The organism is Caballeronia sp. SL1002 (assembly GCF_057814995.1).
The window spans coordinates 36937-56797 of sequence record NZ_JBYMUW010000006.1 but is presented as its reverse complement, the minus strand read 5'-3'; the positions used below and the strand labels follow the sequence as shown (position 1 = coordinate 56797).

The 19861-nt window shown below is 55.1% G+C and carries 18 protein-coding genes; 6 read left to right on the top strand and 12 right to left on the bottom strand.

What is annotated here, in order from left to right; genetic code table 11:
* Nucleotides 1–232: 232 nt before the first annotated feature.
* Entirely contained in the window at nucleotides 233–664 is a 432-nt protein-coding gene (locus tag AC3D25_RS30440; protein ID WP_488892310.1) for a response regulator, read from the bottom strand.
* Between the two features lie 227 nt (nucleotides 665–891).
* On the opposite strand from AC3D25_RS30440, the gene AC3D25_RS30435 reads away from it, so the two are divergent.
* Nucleotides 892–1674, top strand: coding sequence for an EAL domain-containing protein (locus AC3D25_RS30435; protein ID WP_488892244.1), 783 nt, complete (start codon nucleotides 892–894; stop codon nucleotides 1672–1674).
* 270 nt (nucleotides 1675–1944) lie between these two features.
* Here AC3D25_RS30435 and AC3D25_RS30430 read toward each other — a convergent pair whose 3' ends face one another.
* Nucleotides 1945–3114, bottom strand: a complete 1170-nt coding sequence (locus AC3D25_RS30430) for a zinc-dependent alcohol dehydrogenase (protein WP_488892243.1) — start codon at nucleotides 3112–3114, stop codon at nucleotides 1945–1947.
* 317 nt (nucleotides 3115–3431) lie between these two features.
* On the opposite strand from AC3D25_RS30430, the gene glgX reads away from it, so the two are divergent.
* Nucleotides 3432–5606: a glycogen debranching protein GlgX gene (gene glgX, locus AC3D25_RS30425; RefSeq protein WP_488892242.1), complete on the top strand. Its 2175-nt coding sequence runs from the start codon at nucleotides 3432–3434 to the stop codon at nucleotides 5604–5606.
* A 257-nt stretch (nucleotides 5607–5863) separates the two neighbouring features.
* The gene (locus AC3D25_RS30420; protein WP_488892241.1) at nucleotides 5864–6739 is read left to right on the top strand and encodes a manganese catalase family protein; all 876 of its coding nucleotides are present in this window, start codon (nucleotides 5864–5866) and stop codon (nucleotides 6737–6739) included.
* A gap of 120 nt (nucleotides 6740–6859) precedes the next feature.
* On the opposite strand, the gene AC3D25_RS30415 is transcribed toward AC3D25_RS30420, so the two are convergent.
* From AC3D25_RS30415 to AC3D25_RS30405, 3 genes are all read right to left on the bottom strand, one after another.
* Nucleotides 6860–7354 (bottom strand): YciE/YciF ferroxidase family protein, encoded by a 495-nt coding sequence (locus AC3D25_RS30415; RefSeq protein ID WP_488892240.1) that lies wholly within the window; start codon nucleotides 7352–7354, stop codon nucleotides 6860–6862.
* A gap of 67 nt (nucleotides 7355–7421) precedes the next feature.
* Nucleotides 7422–7958: a DUF4142 domain-containing protein gene (locus tag AC3D25_RS30410; protein WP_488892239.1), complete on the bottom strand. Its 537-nt coding sequence runs from the start codon at nucleotides 7956–7958 to the stop codon at nucleotides 7422–7424.
* Nucleotides 7959–8028: 70 nt separating this feature from the next.
* Complete coding sequence (locus AC3D25_RS30405) at nucleotides 8029–8598, bottom strand: hypothetical protein (protein ID WP_488892238.1); 570 nt, start codon at nucleotides 8596–8598, stop codon at nucleotides 8029–8031.
* Between the two features lie 98 nt (nucleotides 8599–8696).
* Here AC3D25_RS30405 and AC3D25_RS30400 point away from each other — a divergent pair, with 98 nt between their 5' ends.
* The 3 genes from AC3D25_RS30400 (at nucleotide 8697) to AC3D25_RS30390 (ending at nucleotide 11242) form a co-directional block, all read left to right on the top strand.
* Nucleotides 8697–9137 (top strand): Hsp20/alpha crystallin family protein, encoded by a 441-nt coding sequence (locus AC3D25_RS30400; protein WP_488892237.1) that lies wholly within the window; start codon nucleotides 8697–8699, stop codon nucleotides 9135–9137.
* 38 nt (nucleotides 9138–9175) lie between these two features.
* Nucleotides 9176–9580, top strand: coding sequence for an Hsp20/alpha crystallin family protein (locus tag AC3D25_RS30395; RefSeq protein WP_488892236.1), 405 nt, complete (start codon nucleotides 9176–9178; stop codon nucleotides 9578–9580).
* A 366-nt stretch (nucleotides 9581–9946) separates the two neighbouring features.
* Nucleotides 9947–11242, top strand: coding sequence for an Nramp family divalent metal transporter (locus AC3D25_RS30390; RefSeq protein ID WP_488892235.1), 1296 nt, complete (start codon nucleotides 9947–9949; stop codon nucleotides 11240–11242).
* A 101-nt stretch (nucleotides 11243–11343) separates the two neighbouring features.
* On the opposite strand, the gene AC3D25_RS30385 is transcribed toward AC3D25_RS30390, so the two are convergent.
* From AC3D25_RS30385 to AC3D25_RS30355, 7 genes are all read right to left on the bottom strand, one after another.
* Complete coding sequence (locus tag AC3D25_RS30385) at nucleotides 11344–11538, bottom strand: hypothetical protein (RefSeq protein ID WP_488892234.1); 195 nt, start codon at nucleotides 11536–11538, stop codon at nucleotides 11344–11346.
* Between the two features lie 13 nt (nucleotides 11539–11551).
* A complete protein-coding gene (locus AC3D25_RS30380) occupies nucleotides 11552–12271 on the bottom strand; it encodes a glycosyltransferase family 2 protein (RefSeq protein ID WP_488892233.1) in 720 nt (239 codons plus the stop codon).
* Nucleotides 12272–12496: 225 nt separating this feature from the next.
* Nucleotides 12497–12760, bottom strand: a complete 264-nt coding sequence (locus AC3D25_RS30375) for a hypothetical protein (RefSeq protein ID WP_488892232.1) — start codon at nucleotides 12758–12760, stop codon at nucleotides 12497–12499.
* A gap of 745 nt (nucleotides 12761–13505) precedes the next feature.
* Nucleotides 13506–14213: a hypothetical protein gene (locus AC3D25_RS30370; RefSeq protein ID WP_488892231.1), complete on the bottom strand. Its 708-nt coding sequence runs from the start codon at nucleotides 14211–14213 to the stop codon at nucleotides 13506–13508.
* Between the two features lie 1554 nt (nucleotides 14214–15767).
* Entirely contained in the window at nucleotides 15768–16397 is a 630-nt protein-coding gene (locus AC3D25_RS30365) for an HNH endonuclease family protein (protein WP_488892230.1), read from the bottom strand.
* Nucleotides 16381–17841, bottom strand: coding sequence for an AAA family ATPase (locus tag AC3D25_RS30360; RefSeq protein ID WP_488892229.1), 1461 nt, complete (start codon nucleotides 17839–17841; stop codon nucleotides 16381–16383). Before AC3D25_RS30360 ends, AC3D25_RS30365 begins: the two co-directional genes overlap by 17 nt.
* 439 nt (nucleotides 17842–18280) lie before the next feature.
* On the bottom strand, nucleotides 18281–19588 hold the full coding sequence (locus AC3D25_RS30355) for an NAD(P)/FAD-dependent oxidoreductase (RefSeq protein WP_488892228.1): 1308 nt from the start codon (nucleotides 19586–19588) through the stop codon (nucleotides 18281–18283).
* Nucleotides 19589–19861 lie beyond the last annotated feature (273 nt).

Here is a 19861-nt window from a genome sequence, read left to right as displayed (position 1 = left end):
CCTTGTGCGGCCGCGTCGCGCCTCCAACGACGAACTCTTTCGAAGGTATTTCGACCTTCGAGCATAGCGTAGCACGGTGGATCGAACTAGCGATCCGGCATCTTATCGTACGATTTATATGCCTAATGTCGATTTTATCGCACAATTGAACTGCCCGGCCGGCGCTTGCTGGCATAAATCTGCTCCTATCGACGCCTACGGTCCACTACAAAAAGCAAGGTCCGCGGGGCCATCATTCCGGAGTGTGGGGGCTTATCAGGGCGCACCAAACCCCCAGATCTCTGATCGCCAATATCAAATCTTGGAAATGCAAGGGCTTGATCAGATACGCGTTTGCTCCAAGGTCATAGCTCGTCGCCAGATCGTGCTCCTCTCGCGAGCCACTCAGCATAATGATCGGGATAGACCACAAGGTCTCGTGTCCCCGGATCTCACGAAGGACCTCATGCCCGTCCATTCGAAGAAGCTTCTTATCCAACAAAATGAGCGCCGGATGACCTTTTTCTAGCGACTTCCCCATGCCTTGCCCCAGTAAATAATCCATAGCATCAGCGCCATCTCGAAAAGAAATTACGGGATTCGCTAATCGACAGCGTTTCAGAGCACATAACGCAAGATCAAGGTCTTTTGGATCGTCTTCGATTAAAAGGATGGGCCTCAACATAAGATCAAAGATCAATTATTATTAGTTCAAGTGAATGGTTCGTCACAAAAACGACCGTAGTCGAGGGAAGGCCTGCAGTAATCGCAACTCGAGTGCCGACGGACGAGTATCGTCGACTGCGGCGCGTGGCGCCCTCGTTTTTAAGTGTAAAGTTTTTCCCCGGGCGGCCGATAGTTCATGTGCGTGCCTTGCCCCTCGCCAAACGCCGATTTTAATGGACTATCATCATGTCGCCGACCAATCCCTTGCTTGTCCGATCTGCATCATCGTCGGGCTGCCTCGGCTGTGTTTCGCAACCTGACGAGGCGATCGACCTTTCTTTTGCGTTTCAGCCTATTGTGGATACGGCGGCTCATTCCATCTTTGCGTGCGAAGCGTTGGTCCGTGGCCCGAATGGCGAATCAGCCGCATCAGTGCTGTCCCAGGTAAGCGAAACAAACCGCTATCACTTCGACCAACTCTGTCGCACAACAGCCATCGCTCAGGCTGCGGCGATCGGCTTACAGTCATTTCTTTCAATTAACTTTATGCCTAATGCCGTCTACCGACCAGCGGCGTGCATTAAAAGCACTTTCGCAGCGGCGAAATTGCACGGCTTTCCGATTGATCGGGTGATTTTTGAAACGGTCGAAGGCGAAAACATTATTAGTCGCCCGCATCTGGTGGAGATATTCAAGGCTTATAAAGAATTTGGCTTTAAAACTGCTATCGACGATTTTGGCGCCGGATACTCCGGGCTCACTTTGCTTGTCGATTTTCAACCGGATTTTATCAAACTCGACATGGAGCTCGTTCGAGGTATCGACAGCGACCAGGTCAGGCAAAAAATTGTCGGCGGTGTGCTCAGAATCTGCGCTGATTTAGGGATCACCGTCATTGCTGAAGGCATCGAGACGCGGGGAGAGCGAGACTTCTTCGCCAGCCACGGCGTGACCCTGATGCAAGGATATTTCTTTGCGAAGCCCGGATTCAAGAACGTACCGGCCTTGAACAACGGAGCATTTCAATAACCGGATTGTGCCCCGTTGAACAATTGTGACTTATCCGCCAGATCCCGCATCCAGATCCTTACTGGAGCTGTTTGACCCTTCACTGTCCGATTCCTGCCGCGTATCGTTACCCGCAGAATCTTTTGTGACGCCAAGCTTATCGAGCGTCTCGTCAATCTTGGCTCCATCTCCTTTCGCTAGCCGGGAGTCGACCTCGCCAGGAGACAGTTCTCTAGTCTTTGTCATAGCATCTCTCCGATTTTACCCCGCGAAGATCCGGCGACCTTCACTTTAAGGTTTCAACACGACCTTGATGCACCCGTCCTCTTTGTCCCGGAAGGTTTTATACATCCCCGGCCCGTCTTCGAGCGGCACCGTATGGGTGATTACGAAAGAAGGGTCGATCTGCCCTTCTTGAATGCGCTGAAGTAGATCATCGGTCCAGCGATTCACGTGGGTTTGACCCATCTTCCATGTCAGCCCCTTGTTCATCGACGCTCCGAACGGGACCTTATCGATCAGCCCGCCATAAACACCCGGCACCGAGAGAATGCCCGCGGGACGGCAAACATAGATCATTTCACGCAGCACATGGGGCCGGTCTGTTTCAAGCATCACAGCTTGTTTGACCCGGTCATACATTGCGTCCATCGAGCGGGTAGCGTGCGATTCCATACCTACTGCATCAATACACTTCTCAGGCCCCTTCCCGTGCGTGAGCTCTTGCAGGCGATCGAGCACGCTCTCTTCGTCGAAATTGATAGTGATCGCCCCGCCGGCCCGCGCCATCGCCAACCGCTCTGGCACCCGGTCAATTACGACGACCTGTTTGGCCCCTAGCAAAATCGCACTGCGGATCGCCATCTGTCCAACAGGTCCGGCGCCCCAGATTGCAACCGTGTCCGTCGGCTCGATCTCGCAATTGACCGCAGCTTGCCAGCCCGTCGGAAAAATATCGCCGAGAAACAGCACTTGCTCGTCCGTTAGTCCTGCGGGAATTTTTACGTGGGTTGTGTCAGCGAAAGGCACGCGAACGAACTCTGCCTGCCCGCCTGCATAACCTCCGGTTAGATGCGAATAGCCGAAGAGCCCAGCAGTCGCATGGCCAAATACCTTGTCCGCCTCCTCCTTGTTGCGATTGCTGCGCTCACAAACCGAAAAGTTGCCACGTTTGCACTGGTCACACTCGCCACAAAAGATAGTGAAAGGCACGACGACTCGATCGCCAACCTTCAATGCCTTATTGTCCCGACCAACCTCGACCACCTCTCCCATGAATTCGTGACCCATGATGTCTCCGCTCTTCATGGTCGGCATAAATCCATCGAAGAGGTGCAGGTCCGAACCGCATATAGCACAACTCGACACTTTCACGATGGCGTCTCGTCCCTCTTCGATGACAGGGTCCGGGACCGTGTCACAGCGAATGTCGTGTTTCCCGTGCCAGCGAAGTGCGCGCATAGATCCTCCTGGGATCGATTCGATGATGAGCCGTCGGCTCGCAATGGTCGAACGCTCAGTGAGCAATCGCCGCACCCAAAAGCATCACACTCTGCTCACGATGGCAGCGCATGCCACGCGTTACTTGCCCTACGACTTGCAATTTGGGGAAGCGCTATTTGGTCCGACGTTTCCGATGGCAATTTGGCCGCCCGGCCATCGTCTGCTGGCACATCGCGTGCTGAAATGGCCGGACTTTGGCTAGCTAGAGCCATAAAGTCCGTGCCCGAACGCTCCCATATCAATGGGGCGCCAATCAACTTGCCTCGAATTAACGAATGCTAAACGACATCCGCATTGCCGAAGGCTCGCCGTTTCCACTCGGCGCCACCTGGGACGGTGAAGGCGTCAATTTCGCGCTGTTTTCCGCGCACGCCACGAAGGTCGAACTGTGCCTTTTCGATGAAAAGGGCGAAAAGGAACTCGAACGTATCGAGCTGCCCGAGTACACCGACGAAGTGTTCCACGTGTATCTGTTCGGTCTGAAGCCCGGCGCGGTGTACGGATACCGTGTCCATGGACCGTATGAGCCCGAAGCCGGACACCGGTTCAACCCGAACAAGCTGCTGCTTGATCCGTATGCAAAGGCGCATGTCGGCGAGCTGAAATGGGACCCGGCCGTGTTCGGCTACACGCTCAACGCCGACGGCGACGACCTCACGTTCGACGAGCGCGACAGCGCGCCGTTCATGCAGAAATGCCAGGTGGTCGACCAGACTTTCACGTGGACGCACGGCACCCGCGTGCGGGTACCGTGGGAACAGACCATTTTCTACGAAACGCACGTGCGCGGCTTCACGAAGCGCCATCCGGCGGTGCCGGAGCACCTGCGCGGCACGTTCGAGGGGCTCGGGCAGAAGGAAGTGATCGACCACATCAAGAGCCTCGGCGTGACCTCGGTCGAACTGCTGCCGATCCACGCGTTCGTGAACGACAGCCATCTGACCGACAAAGGTCTGACCAATTACTGGGGCTACAACACCGTCGGCTTTTTCGCCGCCGATCCGCGCTTTTTCGCGCAAGGGCCGGGTGCGATCGCCGAATTCAAGGCGATGATCGACCGGCTGCACGAGGCGGGGCTGGAAGTCATTCTCGACGTGGTCTACAACCACACGGCCGAGGGCAACGAACGCGGACCGACGCTGTCGTTTCGCGGTATCGACAACGCCTCGTATTACCGCCTGATGCCCGACGAAAACCGCTACTACATCAACGATACGGGCACGGGCAACACGCTCAACCTGTCGCATCCGCGCGTGCTTCAGATGGTGACCGACAGCCTGCGTTACTGGGTCACGGAAATGAACGTGGACGGTTTTCGTTTCGACCTCGCCACGATTCTCGGCCGCGAGCCCTACGGTTTCGACGAAGGTGGTGGTTTTCTGAAAGCCTGCAGGCAGGACCCGATCCTGTCCAGCGTGAAACTGATCGCCGAGCCGTGGGATTGCGGCCCGGGCGGCTATCAGGTTGGCGGCTTTCCGCCGGGCTGGGCCGAATGGAACGACAAATACCGCGATACGGTGCGCGAATTCTGGAAGGGCGACGACGGCGTCGCCGCCGAACTCGCCACGCGCATCACAGGCTCCGGCGACAAGTTCAATCATCGCGGACGCCGCCCGTGGGCCAGCGTGAATTTCATCACGGCGCACGACGGCTTCACGCTCAACGACCTCGTCTCGTACAACGACAAGCACAACGACGCGAACGGCGAAGACGGCAAGGACGGCCACTCGGACAACAAATCGTGGAATTGCGGGGCGGAAGGCCCGACGGACGACGCCGAGATCCGCGCGCTGCGCGAGCGCCAGAAACGCAACATGCTCGCGACGCTGCTGTTCTCGCAAGGTACGCCGATGATCCTCGCGGGCGACGAGTTCGGCCGTACGCAGAACGGCAACAACAACGCATATTGCCAGGACAACGAGATCAGCTGGGTGGACTGGGACGGTATCGACGAGGACGGCCGCGCGCTGATCGAATTCGTCCGCAAGCTCACGACTCTGCGCCACACACTGCCGGTGTTGCGGCGCGGGCGCTTTTTGACCGGCGAGTTCCGCGAGGACCTGCAGGTGGCGGACGTGAAGTGGCTGAGTCCTTCCGGCGACCCGCTCACGCCCGAGCAATGGGACGACCCGTCCATGCGCTGCTTCGGCCTCGTGGTCGACGGCCGCGCGCAGGCGACTGGAATTAGACGACCCGCATCGGACGCGACCATTCTCCTTGTCGTTAATGCCCACCATGATATCGTCGATTTCAGCTTGCCCGCCATTCCCGGCAGTGATCGTTGGCGATGTCTTATCGACACCAATGCCCCAGTTCGTGAAGAAGTGAGTGAATTTCTTTCTGGCGACGTGTACCAAATCACTGGGCGATCGCTGTTGCTTTTTGCGCTGCGCGCGCACGGGGATACCGAAGAAGTATTTCAAAGGCTCGAAAACGAGCTGACCGACTGACCACCGACAACGGTCCGTCAAAATAGTCAGGAGCTTTCCTCCATGACTGAATTGGCACCACACGGCCGCAACTATATGCGGCCCAGGCCGGCGGTCCGATTGTCGCTGGTGGATGCATGTCTGGGAACCGACTTTCAGCTCGTACCTATCAATGCGATAGAAAAAAACAAATTCGAAGCATATCAATCAGGAATGCGTACTGCTGAATCCGTAGTGCCGAATGCCGGCCGTCTCATCCCCCACAATGGAGAGCAACTATGTTCGTTCACAACAAGCGTCTGCAATACACAGTCCGTGTCGCTGAACCGAATCCCGGTCTGGCCAACCTCCTGTTGGAACAGTTTGGAGGTCCGCAAGGCGAGTTGGCGGCCGCGTGCCGCTACTTCACGCAGGCAGTCTCCGAAGACGATCCGGGTCGCAAGGATCTGCTGTTCGATATCGCCACTGAAGAACTGAGTCACCTTGAAATCATTGGCTCAATCGTCGCCATGCTCAATAAGGGCGCGAAGGGCCAACTGGCTGAAGGCGTTGAGAAGGAAGCAGCCCTGTATCGTTCGCTGACCGGTGCTGGGAACGACTCCCATCTGACACAGTTGCTATACGGCGGCGGTGCGCCACTTACAAACTCCGCGGGCGTGCCGTGGACCGCAGCCTATATCGACACGATTGGTGAGCCGACAGCCGATCTTCGATCGAACATCGCTGCGGAAGCTCGAGCGAAAATCGTGTACGAGCGTCTGATCAATGTCACCGACGACCCGGGAATTAAGGATGCTCTTGGCTTTTTGATGACCCGGGAAATCGCGCATCAAAAGTCGTTTGAAAAGGCGCTGCACTCGATCCAGCCGAACTTCCCACAGGGCAAGCTCCCCGGTGTGCCGGAATTCACAAGCGTCTACTTCAACATGTCGAAGGGTGAGGAAGTCCGGGGGCCGTGGAATGAAGGCGGCGATTGGAAATACGTCGAGGATCCGCAGCCCGCTGTCGACGGCGGCGACGGCCTTGCAACGGTAAATGTCACAGCCGACGATGTAGACGTTCTTCAAGCCATGGCGGCGAGAACCGCGTCCGACACCTCGGCCGATCCGACCACCGGCGCAGACCTAGGTGCCGGCGAAGCAACTAAAGTCTAACGCATCGATTGGGGCAAAGGCACTGTTGCCCCTTTTGCGGTTTTGACCGCCAAACTCAGTAAAGACTGCGTCCAACAAAAAGCCCGCCCTCAAGTGGCGGGCTTTTTGCAAATAGGTGCATTACGTCCCTGCGATTTCTTCCGAGACTTCTTGCTCGGCGAGAAGGGTCAGTTTCTCGTCGGTTGCCTTTTCCTCTGCCAGCGTTTCCGCGAGCAGCTTGGCGGCGTCGGTATAACCCAGTTTATTAGCCAACGCGCAGAGCGTGCCATAGGTGGCGATCTCATAGTGCTCCACCTTTTGTGCAGCGCCAATCAGAGCGGCGTCCAGCACCGGACCCTTCTCGATCTCTTCGATCTGCTCCTGCCCCTCTTCCACCAGACCTTCCATCGCAGCGCATTTGATGCGCTTCAGTTTGATTCCGGCCGATTCTACGGCCTTGTCGATCCGCTCGACCTGGCCATGTGTTTCCTCGAGATGCGTTTCAAACGCAGCTTTGAGGTCCGGATTCGTAGCGGCACGAGCCATCTTCGGAAGCGCGCGCGTCAATTGCTTTTCCGCGCTATAGACATCCGACAGTGCGTGGATAAACAGATCGTTCAAAGTCTTCACAGCCATGGTAAGTCTCCGTTAGAAAATGAGCATCAGCGAGTGCCGAAGCGCCTGTTTGAAACCCCTACTGACTCTACTGCACGCCCTTTTTTGCCGCTAATGCCTGTGCCATCTTCAGGTGTTCTTGGATGGTCGGCAGCGCCTTCGTTGCCGCCTTTTTCAGATCGCCGTTCTGGCCACCGTCAGCTTCTTTCTGAAATGCTTCGACTGCCTTTTGATGACCTTCGACCCCAACCTTTTGGATATACGCCTTGTCGAACTCGGCACCATGGAGCCCTTTCAGCGAGTCGAGGACCGCCGTATCCGAGTTGTCCTTCGGGACCGCGATACCATGAGGGGCCGCCATTTTGAGCTGGACCGTCAGTTTCGTGTGGTCGAGCATCATTTGATGTGCAAATGCCTTTACGTCCTTATCTTGCGCTTGTTTTGAAGCGAGCTTGCTCGCGTCGATCTCTGTGGAACTCGACATACTTGCAGCCTGGACGAATTCTTTATCCGGGCTCGGAAGATTATTCGCCATCGTTGTACTCGCCGCCTGCGTTTGCGCAAACGCCATGGCAGGGACCGACGTCACGAGAATCGTCGCTGCAATAAATTTTTTCGCTCTCATTCTTGTCTCCGGTAAATGACCTAAAGATGCGCAACGCAAACCGCGTTCCACGTTGAGGTCGCTAGCGGCCCTACTGGATCGGAACCACGGAACCCAGCTTTTGTGCGAGCAGCCGTTCGTAGACGCCGAAGCGAAGCTCGACTTCGGAATCATTGAAGGTCGCGACCGTTACCGTGACGTGATCGGCCGGCAACCCCAGTATCGTCGAGAGCGCAAGCTCAAGCGGAGCAGCACAGGCCTTGTCCTGCGCGACGGTGGTCGCGACAGTTACGTCATAGGCGCTGTCCTCGTCTCGGAAGACGACCTCAACAAGTCGCGCTCGGGCGCTCATCGTATTTTCGATACCAATCCGAGAAAGATCGGCAACTGTCCGCAGTGTTGCGGTCGGAAACCCGCGCGTGGCGCGCAAGCGCGTCCGATGTTTCCCGAGCGTCACCCATTCAGCATTGAAACTCATCATCACCTCCAGCTTCGATAGGGGAAATTTTGGCTTGAGTGTATGGTCGGGTCCGCCAGTTTCAAGGGCAGAATTGGGCCGAAAAACAGCAAGAGAAAAGCCTAAAAATTTTTGAGTTCGGGCCTTGAAAACTTGGTCCTGATCGCCTATTTTCGTTTTCGTCGCATGAGCAGTCGCGTACATTGCACTGCGTGTTTCGTTTTATTTGTCGTCGGTGAGACAGATGGACTGGAGCGCGTTGCCCGGTCGTCTCCTCGCCGCAATAACAGGAGAACCTGACCATGAGTGACCTTTTCTTTGGAACGAGCCTCTTCGAAGATCTCGATCGCCTGCACAAGCAGATGGCCAGTTTTTTCAATGGCGCGCCATCGAGCATCCGCGCCGGGCGTAGCGGAACGTTCCCCCAAATCAATATGGGCGCCACCGACGACTCTGTTGAGATCGTCGCGTTTGCGCCGGGCGTTGACCCGTCCAAGCTCGAAGTAACCATCGACAAGGGCCTGTTGATGATTAGCGGTGAGCGCCTGCCATCGCGAGGCGAGGCCTCGGAGCAAAGCCGTACCTATGCGCAAGAGCGCTTTAGTGGCTCATTCCGGCGCGCGATCGACCTCCCCCGAGATGCGGATCCCGATAAGGTCCAGGCGCGGTACGAGAATGGATGCTTGACGATCAGCGTCGGAAAGCGCGAATCCTCCAAGCCGCGAGCGATCGCCATCGAGTAACTTTATCGACCTGCTAACACCATCAGATGGAGTAAGCCATGAACGACAAGACTCAATTGACGGAACATAAAAACGCTCTTTCGCAATCCGGCTCGACCCCGTCGCAGCGCGCGGTGGCGGCAATTCCGCCCGTGGACGTGGTAGAGGACAGCCACGGCATTACGCTATGGGCCGATCTACCGGGCGTGCCGAAGGAAAACCTCGATGTTCGGGTTGAAGGGGCGAACCTTTTCATCGAAGCAGAGGCTGTGGTTCCCACGCCCGCCGAACTACGTCTGCAGCACGCGGAGATGGTGCAACCGCGCTTCGCCCGCGCGTTTGCGCTGAGCAGCGACTTCGATACGGGTCGGATTGACGCAAACCTGAAGGACGGCGTTCTCCGACTTACAGTGCCGCGACGCGAGGAAGCGCGTCCACGCCGCATTAATGTTGCAGTAGGCTGAGCTATACAGCAGCCGGGCGGCGCCAACGCGCGGCGCCGCCATCTCACCGAAGTCGAATCAAAAGCGTTCAATGGTCTTCCTCGGCGTCCTCTCGTCGTTGGGGACTCGACCGTGACAACGCGCGCTGTGGATCTGTCCTCAATCGGTCTTGTTGGTTGCAAGCGTGAGCCCGACCCGAGGCAGGAAGCGTCGATGATGCCCAATATCATTTGTTTATTGGCTTGACGGCCACCTAGGTACACCGATTGCGTTAAACGTTTGTCCCGTCCAACGGGGAATGTGCAATTGGGGAAGTCTTCGGCCTGCGTTCGCGCAGGTCTTTTTTTGGGTGAGCACGCCGGGCTTCCTTCCGATAACCAAACGAAAATGAGCCGTCCTATCTGCCACGATCTCGGAAAGAGGACCAACCGCATCGATGGGGCCCGGGCTCAAGAGGTACATCTCGGGCACAGAAGCGGCTTGCGCGGCCTATTGACGTGTGCCGGGCCTGCGGTCGTTGTGTCCGTGGCCTACATGGACCCCGGAAACTTCGCGACGAACATCGAAGCTGGCGCGAGATACGGATACGCCCTCCTATGGGTGGTGCTTGCTGCCAACATGATTGCAATGTTGTTTCAGTCGCTCTCTGCGAGGGTAGGGATCGTGACGGGCCAGAGTCTGGCTGCGCTCTGCCGTCAAAATCTCCCGAACCCTATCGTTTGGTTGATGTGGATCATCAGCGAGATTGCCGCCATGGCCACTGATCTAGCTGAATGTCTGGGCGGCGCAATCGGTTTTTCCCTACTCGCGCATATCCCGCTCGTCCTTGGAATGGTTATAACGGTGGCGGCAACCTATGCCCTATTGATGCTCCAAAGTGCCGGCTTTCGACCCATGGAACGGGTGATCAGCGCGTTCGTAGGCGTAATTGCGGTTGCATACGTCGTTCAGCTGACAATGGTGCATATTAGGTGGGACGCTGCCTTCAAAGGTGCCTTCATTCCCTCCGTACCAGATATGGGCGCGTTGTGGCTCGCAGTGGCGATGATCGGTGCGACGGTAATGCCACACGCCTTGTTCCTGCATTCCGGGCTTGCTGGCGAGCGCCTAGAAATGCGCAACGACGCTGAGCGCACGGAACTCCTCCGATTTTCGAACGCAGAAGTCATTGCTGCGCTATGTATGGCTGGTTCGATCAATATCGCAATGGTGATCACGGCTGTTTGCGCTTTTCACGCGGACCATCCGGAAGTGGCGTCGATCGACTTGGCCTATAAAACTCTTACGCCGATGTTGGGAAATATGGCGGCGTCGGCGTTTTTGGTGGCGTTGCTCGCGTCGGGTGTATCGAGCTCCGTGGTTGGTACGATGGCCGGTCAGATGATCATGCAAGGGTTCGTTTCATATCGCTTGCCGCTATGGCTTCGACGAGCGGTAAACATCATGCCCGGCTTCTTCGTTGTGCTAGCGGGTGTCGATGCCACACGTGCGCTGATTTGGAGTCAGGTTGTTCTCAGTCTTGCCGTTCCTGTGCCGATGGCCGCACTCATCTGGTTTGCCTCACGACGGGACCTGATGCGGCATTTCATGCCAAACGGAGTGACCATTGCTGCCGCAACCTGTGCCGCGGCAGCGGTTACGTCCCTAGGGATCGCACTGATATTTCAAACGTTCGCTGGATAGCGTCGGGTAAATAGTCGACCGCTCTGTGCAGCGGTTGGACCTTTGATATCTTGGCCGTTGGCCTCTAGAGCGCGCCAGGAATAGGCCCGCACGCCATCTTTTCACTCATTCGAACTATTATCTGGCTTATCAGCGCCCTTTTCGACGTTGTCTTTTTGATCGCCATAATCTTTCTGATTTGCTCCGTTGGTAATCTGCACGTCCCCTGCTTTGATCGGATCATTTGATTTGCGCGTGCGTCGCACACGAACCTGCGGTTTAGGTTCGCGCGCCAGCGGCCACGAAACGCGCGCCAAGGTCTTGCGGCGCCTACTCATTCGATAGATTTACTGGCTGAAGCGTTTCCAGGCTATTGATTGCGGGCGTGCGGCCCAGCGCGTGTCCTATGCGGATCAATGTTGCTCCGAAGCCGCCGCGAGCGCGATACGTACTACGCGCGCTGGTAACGACCTGCGGTTTGCATGTCCAGGCAATGCGCGCACCCACGCGTTCGAGCCCGGCGACGAGCGCTACGTCTTCGTCCAGCGCGAGCGGCTCGAATCCACCGCACATGAGGTACGCGTGCGTCGAGACTCCAAGATTGGCACCGTGCACATGGCGATGCCCCTCTTGCGGGAAGTAGTTGCGGTAGAACTCCCGCCGGACGAGTTCGTCGTGAAAGTTCCAATCGTCCACCGCCACGGTGCCGCAAACTGCGTCGACGGAGTGGCTGAGCTGACTCACGAGCCAATCAGGGGGTACCAAGGTGTCGGCATCAGTGAAAGCTAACCATCGTGCGCCTCGACAAATCGCATGGTCAGCGCCGACCCGACGCGCCACGCCGACATTGCGCGCATTGATGGCTATTCTGACCACGCCGCCATAGGCAACGGAAAGTTTCTCGGTGTCATCGGTGCAGTCGTCCATGACTAGAACAATCTCAACTGCTTCGCCACCGAGCTCAGAGTGACATGCGGCTGCTGTGACGGCACGCAGACACGAGTCGATGTATTCCGCTTCGTTATGCGCAGGGATGATAACTGCAAGCATCGCCGGGTCTCCGGATGATAGTCCGGTTTGCCAAGAGCAAAACTCAGGCCGCCTGTCTCGTGAGACCCCGCGTATCCCCGGCGTAACCTCGATCTATCTTCCTCCTTATGCAGCGGCTCTCCCGATCTTGGCGCGCAGGGTTTCGCGATATGACGCTGGGCTAAACGGTTGGACAATCGGATGCTGCCCGCCACGTGTGATGGGAACCCGGCGTCATGGCTGCGGTTACGAGTTAAACAAGTCATCGACAATTCGTCGCCCCGCGCCATAGCCGGCGATGAATGCATCCACCTCACTTAGAAATGGCTTTCTTGGGGATTCGCCAAACCGCAGCGGAGAGAATACGGCGACGGAGGCACCGGCCTTAGAAATTCTCACGACCGCAACAAATCCGAGGTTGTTTTTTGCGCTGGGTCTTGCCATCCACCTGAAATCAGTCTCAACAGCAACTTCAATGTCGAATCCGTGATAATGGTAAATGCGGCTCATTGAGTCACCCGAAATATTAGCTGCGACGCTGGCGAATGCTGGACGTCGTCTCTGGCAACGCTCGGCATCGCCGACCTGTCATCGCAACCGCGACCAGAAGAAAGGTAATTGTCTACGTTATAGGGTTGGGCCACCTCTTCGCCGCACGCACCGTCGAAATGATGAGGACCAGCACTACGATGCCGGCATTGGCACCGAACATCAAGCGCGTCTTCGTGAGGTAATAGCGGGTCTCTGACTGCCAATTGGATTCGTGATCCTCTCCTAGATAGCCGATGAGGCGCGCGGGCGCTCTAACGTTGTGGGTCTCGAAGTCCTCTTTTTTTTGGCTGGTTCTAGGCGGCCTCGTGCGCCAACGGGCTCGGGGCACAAGTTTCAAACCGAGGTCGGATGCGTGGTTGAAATGACGCTGGTAATCCAGACCACCTCCGTGTCGGCTGTCGCTCTGCCAAACCTTCCACTCGCTGAGTGGCGGCTATCCGCAGCGAAGGACCCTGGCCATGTGCGCGGGCGTTGCGCGCAGGTGACGGTCGTTGCCTCGGGCACACCGGCGAGTTTGCGAGCTCTTGGTCTCGGCTTTCTTTGCTTCTCGGCAACCCTCTTCCCCGGAGATCGCGAGGCTAAAAGCAAAGGGTGCTTATTAGCAAATTACGTCGACTCGTAAAACGCGCGATCGACTACGAGCAAGTTTTCGCCTGCCTATTGCGACCGCCACTGCATTCTTTCGAGGACATCTTTCGCCCACTCATGATCGCTCACACTGTCCTTTCTTGTTAGGAGGCTCACTTCGGTCGGGTCGTCTCGCAACATCGTCGACCGCATTGCTGAACTGTTGGAGATAGGAGCGAACAAAGGTAAGTAGAATCTCAAGGACTTCCGTCAGCGGCAACTGCACGGCGGCCAATTCGTGGATCCTCAACGAAACCGAAAAATCGTTGTGAATCTTTAGATTTTCAATTGGCGGGCTGTACCTAATCCAATGCAATTCCATCCCATTTTCGACTTCTCTGGTAAATACTTCCGGCCCGACTTCCGGAAGATAAATAGTTACATCCTCGTCCGAATCGATCCGCAGCTCTGCCGCCGGGCGCATCGCAATTACAGTGAGGAGAAGCAGCCGATGTTTATCGATGTTGTTCAATTTGTGGATTGATCCAAGAGTGGAACGCTCTACTGGATCCGACTTGTACGGTTGAACGCTCTCGATTATTTCTTTATAAATCTCCGGAATACCCTGTGTAGACTCGCCCTTCCAAATTTCTGTAAACCGTTCCGGCGTAAGCGTGACCGGGAATTGAAGACGCGCATTTTTTTCGCCCGACACGTCGCTAACTGACCAAACAATGTGATCAAGGCAGCTACGGAGATGATGCAGGATTTCTCCCGTTAGTATCGACAGACGCGGTGGAACTGTCGGCCCTTCCACCCGGAAGACATAGCGGCCTTCTGGCATCCGATTTTCGGCGACTACCTTGCATTTACTCAGGACCGCCCGCTCCTCCCACCGGAGCTCGGTCAATAGCTGCTGGGCCCGATCTAACTTCAGGAGACATCCGTCAAATAAGCCCGCCAATTTCAAATCTCCCTGATGTGACCCGCGCTTGCCAACCTTGGTAGGTGCCGGGCGCTCGCCGTGGTCCACAATGACTGTGCTTGGACCACATATACTCCGCCCCACCTCCGCCGCGCACGGTCATAGCGAATTTTTTTGGATCGCTGCGAAATTTGCTACACGGGCGGACGACAACCGACGCGGCTATTTCCAGCCATTCGCCTGAACACTCAAAGAACGAATGGGTGCTCCTCCTGCCATCGAATGTATGAGCTTTGCCTGGCGCTGGCTCGGATATCTTGAGCCAAGGCTTTTCAAGGAAATCCGTTGGGTTGACGCTCCCAAGTCGAAAACCGAGGAGCATGAACGAACGCACTGAAGCGTTCTCCTCCCCTTCCGTAAATTTCCATTAATTAGGGCCAGAGTAGAAGTGACCTCGTCATGCCGAATGCCTTCACTTTAGGAGGCGACGGCCCGGGCCGCGCACAATCGACAAGTCGATCCGACTCGATGACTGACGTGTACATATTAGTGGGTATCTCGGCGCTCTCGGCGCAGACGGCAAGCATTGCGTCCCGTTGATTGAGGCGGAGCGATAAATCCCTGCGCCCTGCAGTGGCTACGCAGTCCGCGCAACGCCCAGACGTCCGGAAAAAAATACCAATCGGCCGCAGCCTGCTCTTTACCCTTCGTCGCAAAACTGCGGTCGCTGCATTCGAAGCGCCGCTCTACCTACGCGCGTGCGCCGTGAGCACCATGTGCCGACCTTCGAATGGTTATCCAGCGCCTTTAGCCAAAGACCCGTAAATCAGGGCCAGTGTCCGGAAACGAAGGGTCGGATAGTCCTTACTATCCGACTCTTCACATCGGGTTGCGAAAAATAAATTAGGGCCCGAGTGATAACTTTACTTATGTCAATTGAATCAAGTTAGGTGGTATGCGCGTTCATGTCTCCAGAGGCTCTCTACGCGATGTAGCCACGCTCGCGGACCCGTCGACGGATGTCGCATGCAACCGACCAAAATGACGCTTGGCGTTCTTGCGTTCGTTGTCGATGCCGGACGTCAGTTCGTTCGTAGAGTGGCTGAGCCGGGCGATTGATAGCGGAGTGCCAGACCCATGCACATATATCGGTCGCCGAGCTAGAAGAGTCGGCATACTCTGCCCATAGCCGGCTGCGGAGAATCGAAGCGCGGCCATTCGCAAAGCCATATCGTTCGAAAGTGCTCACCTGCTAAAAACCTGCTTTTTGGAAATCGCTGGCGAGCGTTGACGACGTCGATCTTATATTCGGCGACGAGTTGGCGGATGCCCGAACCCGTAACGCGCTCGACCGATCCAGCGCCACATTCGACACTCTGAGCCGGATCAAGGAGAAGTTCACCTTGCACGCCAGCCAGCTCTAACTCATGCCGCTGGAACTGTCATCCTGCGGCGCAAACCTTCTGCCCAACTTCAAATCGGCAAACTGTCTCTAAAAGCGAGAATGCGGTCTAGCAGCTTATCCACCTCACCTCTATCATTAGATTTTAGCGTGTCTAGGTATAGTTGCTTCGCGCGTGCCTCAGTATGAGCCGTAGAGTCCAGCTTGAACACGTTGATACTCTCTTTCCCTTTTTCAGTTTTGAACTTGACAATTACCTTCCTTGTCTCATCAACCCAATCGTAATGAACCTCAGGATCATCAAGCATCGGATGAACAATCTTGAAGATCAGGCCGACGTACGTGTAGGCCCATTCCCGAACCGGGTTATAAATTCCTTTCTTTATGGGGCTATTGCAAAGATGACACGACAGCGTTAAATTTAGTGTGCAAAACATCAACGCCACATAACTGGGGCGTTTAGGCCCTCCTTTGGGCACAAAGTGTTCTATCTCGTTTGAACTCGTCTCATTGAACGGTAGCCCACAAAATCCGCATCGATGACCCTGGATTTCAAGAAGTTGCCGCCGGACTAAAGCCTTAAATTCTGCAATAGCTGGATCCCTGCTATCCCAGTCGCCGCCTTTGTAAGGCTTCAGTTTTCTGATTTTCTTATGAATAGCTCGAGGCACGCCGGGACGAATGCTAATTTTCTTGATCATTGTTTTTCGAGATATAAGTTTCCGCCTGCGCGAGAACCTCTCGAAGAGGATCTCCCTCCTTGAACATATATTTCTGCAGTTTTTTCAACAAACTCTCTACCGACCCGATATTGTCTCTATCGCGTTTTTTTGAAATCAGAGACAGCAATTCTCTCAAGTCATGCTCGAAATAATAATTACGTGTTGTGCGAAGGCCAAAAACTTCATATAAAATATTCTCTGCCGACCAGGCGTACGTGTCGTAGTCCACGAGGCGACACGTACGCCCGCCGTTCGGCATGCTATTCAAGATTATCACGAGACTAGAATTTTCCGGGCGGAGATCCGAGACCATGAAATGCGAATGAGAGGCTAATATTGCGTGCGAACTTCGGAAGCCTGATAAAATCTTCTTCAATAAATCCACATATAACATTTGCCATTTTGGATGAAGGCTGAGCTCAGGCTCATCAATGAGGATCAGAGAATCTTGGTCCACGCACGCTCCAAGATTAATCATTGTGTGGAGAATATGCTTCTCACCGGAACTCGAATTGTCGAACCCAAACGTATCAGTACCGTGGAAACTTAGCTCCGGCGGAGCGGTTAATTCCAAGAGTGAGAGCACGCTCAAGTCATCAATCGTTTGAGCAAGTAACACTGCCGGAACGTACTCAAAATTAAGATCAAAGATGATTTTTCCATCCTCGACGGATACACTTGATCTAAGTCGATCTATCGCACTTATCAATCTCTCATGTGTAACCTTAAAATCGCTCGGTAGCCTAGCTATCGCCGAGCGTGAGCGTTCAAGAGCCTTTAATCTGTCGTCAAATGCAGTGACAGAAAGTCCACGGCTAAACAACGTTTTTCGATTTAGTGGAATGCTGAAAGTGATGCGCTGCTGGAGCTTAAGAAAATCCAATACTTGCTTTAACTGACCAAGTTCACTATCTCTAATCACACCTGCAACAATAGACGAGAAAATTTGACGCTTTATTGACCCCGTATACGATGCATTAGACGCGGCCCGTATTCCGCAATACTCATATAGTTCTCCGTGGTCATTGCTGAAAGAAAACTTATCGTTCAGCATATACGAAACAGCAATCACTTTTTTTGGCTTCGGGAGATCCACCACTGGAATTTCCGTTCCGTCCAGTTTTGCAACTAAAGATCGCTTATTACGTTCAACGTCGCAAAGTTGTCCATCGACCATGTACGCTACAGTGATATCCTCGTATCTCGCGACCGGATACGACATCCGCTTTCCCATTGCTGAATCTGAAAGCAATCTAAAAAAATCTGCAATAAGTGAAAGAAGATGGCTCTTGCCGGTACCGTTTTCACCAATAATCAGTGTCGAAAGAAGTTCATCACGCGTCCCTAACGGGTCCGCTGTAAAACGACAGTCGTAGAGGATCTTCCCTTTGTGCTTTATCTTAAAAGTGAGAAGGGTAAACATTTGATTTCGCGGGTTAGATAGTTTTATTGTGAAATTCCACCGGCGGATCCATGTCAATCCAATTACAATCCATCAGGCCTCTCGGTTGGACTTTGAGTCAACCTGAATGGTACCCGATGACTGCAATGATTCGGTCCAAGGTCCGAATCGATCAAATCGTCTACTTACCTCCGCACAGCGGGATTCGTACTACACACCGGTTGCAGTCGACGTCCTGTTACTGATTGGCGACGATAGGACGCTGCCTCGATCAACCGATTTTGTCCGAAAGCGGACATGATCGCAGCGCGACGGACTTATGTTGATAGTCCAATGTAACGCGACAATGCGAGACTAGCGAATCCAAGACGGTTGTGGATTCCGACCGCCCGGTATTTCCGGAGCAACCCGATGTCCAGCCGCAAGCATTACGGTCATTGGGAGAGTCGCTGAAGGAATGTTAGTGAAGTTTGACCCGAGGCACAGCTGTGCGCCGTAAGCCATGTACGATAAGGTCCACTATCGTGCGTCGAAAGCCCGATACCGTCGCGCGATGTTTTCGATAAAGGGCTGCATACATGACCTTCGCTACCGGCCCTTCGACGTGGAGACTTCCACGGACCAGCCCGCCTATCAGGTTTCCCACAGCCGAGAGTGAGCCGACTGAAATCAGCGAGCCATGATCCGTGTAACTGAATTGACCGAGCGCTTTATCTTCGAGGCGTGCTCGGAGCGCTTTTGTTAGAAACTCGGCCTGTTGATGTGCCGCCTGCGCGCGGGGGGGAACCATCCGGTCATCTTTCCACGAACAGCTTGCGCAATCTCCGAGTGCAAATACATTTGGGTCGGTTTCGCTTTGCAGGCTCCGGCTAACCTTAACCTGATTGATACGGTTGACCGAAATTCCGTCCAACGAAGCCAATACGTCAGGTGCCTTGATACCGGCGGCCCAGATCGTGATGTCTGCCGGAATGATTCGTCCGCTCTTTGTCTTCACTTCGTGTCGTCCGACTTCGATGACTGGGTCACCGACGGACACGTCAATCGCAATTCTTTTAAGCAAATCGGTCGTGGTTTCCGCGACCTTCACCGGAAGAGCTGGGAGAATTCGTGGACCGGCTTCAAGCAGAGTCACGTCGATGCCATTGTCCCCGCCAGCAGCATGCAGCCCAAATTCCCTGAAGGCCGTCTCCATCTTGCGAAGTTCGGCTGAGAGTTCGACTCCCGTAGCACCGCCGCCGATAATTGCGAGACGCACAGCACCGTCACGCCCCCTTAGGGTGCCCGCCGATTTCTTCACGCAGGTCTGTAGAAGCTTTCGACGCAGCTTCTCCGCTTGAGCCAGCGTATCTAGAGGAACCGCATTCGCCTGCGCTCCCGGAACACCAAAGAAATGGGTCTGGCTGCCGAGCGCAAGAACGAGCGTGTCGTATTCGATTTCTCGAGCTGGAAGAATTTCCTCGTTTCCGTTATCTGTATCGAGCACTGCCGCAAGAGCAAGCCTTCGGGCCGAGCGCTGCAACCCGACCATCTCGCCGCGAACATATTCGAAATGGTGCCAGTGGGCTTGCGCTATGTATTCAATCTGATGATCGTGCGTGTCAAGACTTCCCGCTGCGACTTCGTGAAAAAGAGGCTTCCAGACATGCGTCGGGCAACGATCAACGAGCGTGATACGCGCTCGCTTCGATTTGCCGAGCCTGTCGCCGAGGCGTGTCGCCAGTTCAAGGCCACCAGCCCCGCCACCCACGATAACGATGCGATGCATCACGGACTCCTGAATTAGTTGTAACCAAGAATCGCAACAGCATAGACATCGGCGCGGTCCGACACATTGCTCGCTAGCGAATTCATCGGTGCTTGCAACATGGCCGCATAAAGCGAACCTTTCTGACGTCCGCCCGCTCGCCCGACGGGTACATTCGAGCGGGTTGCGGTAAGCGGCGCGGCAGCGACTGCAGGTGTAGTAGGCGTGATCATAAAGGCACCATTAGTTGGCAATTTGAAAAGCAACCACCTGATTTCGAGTCTTTCAGCGAAA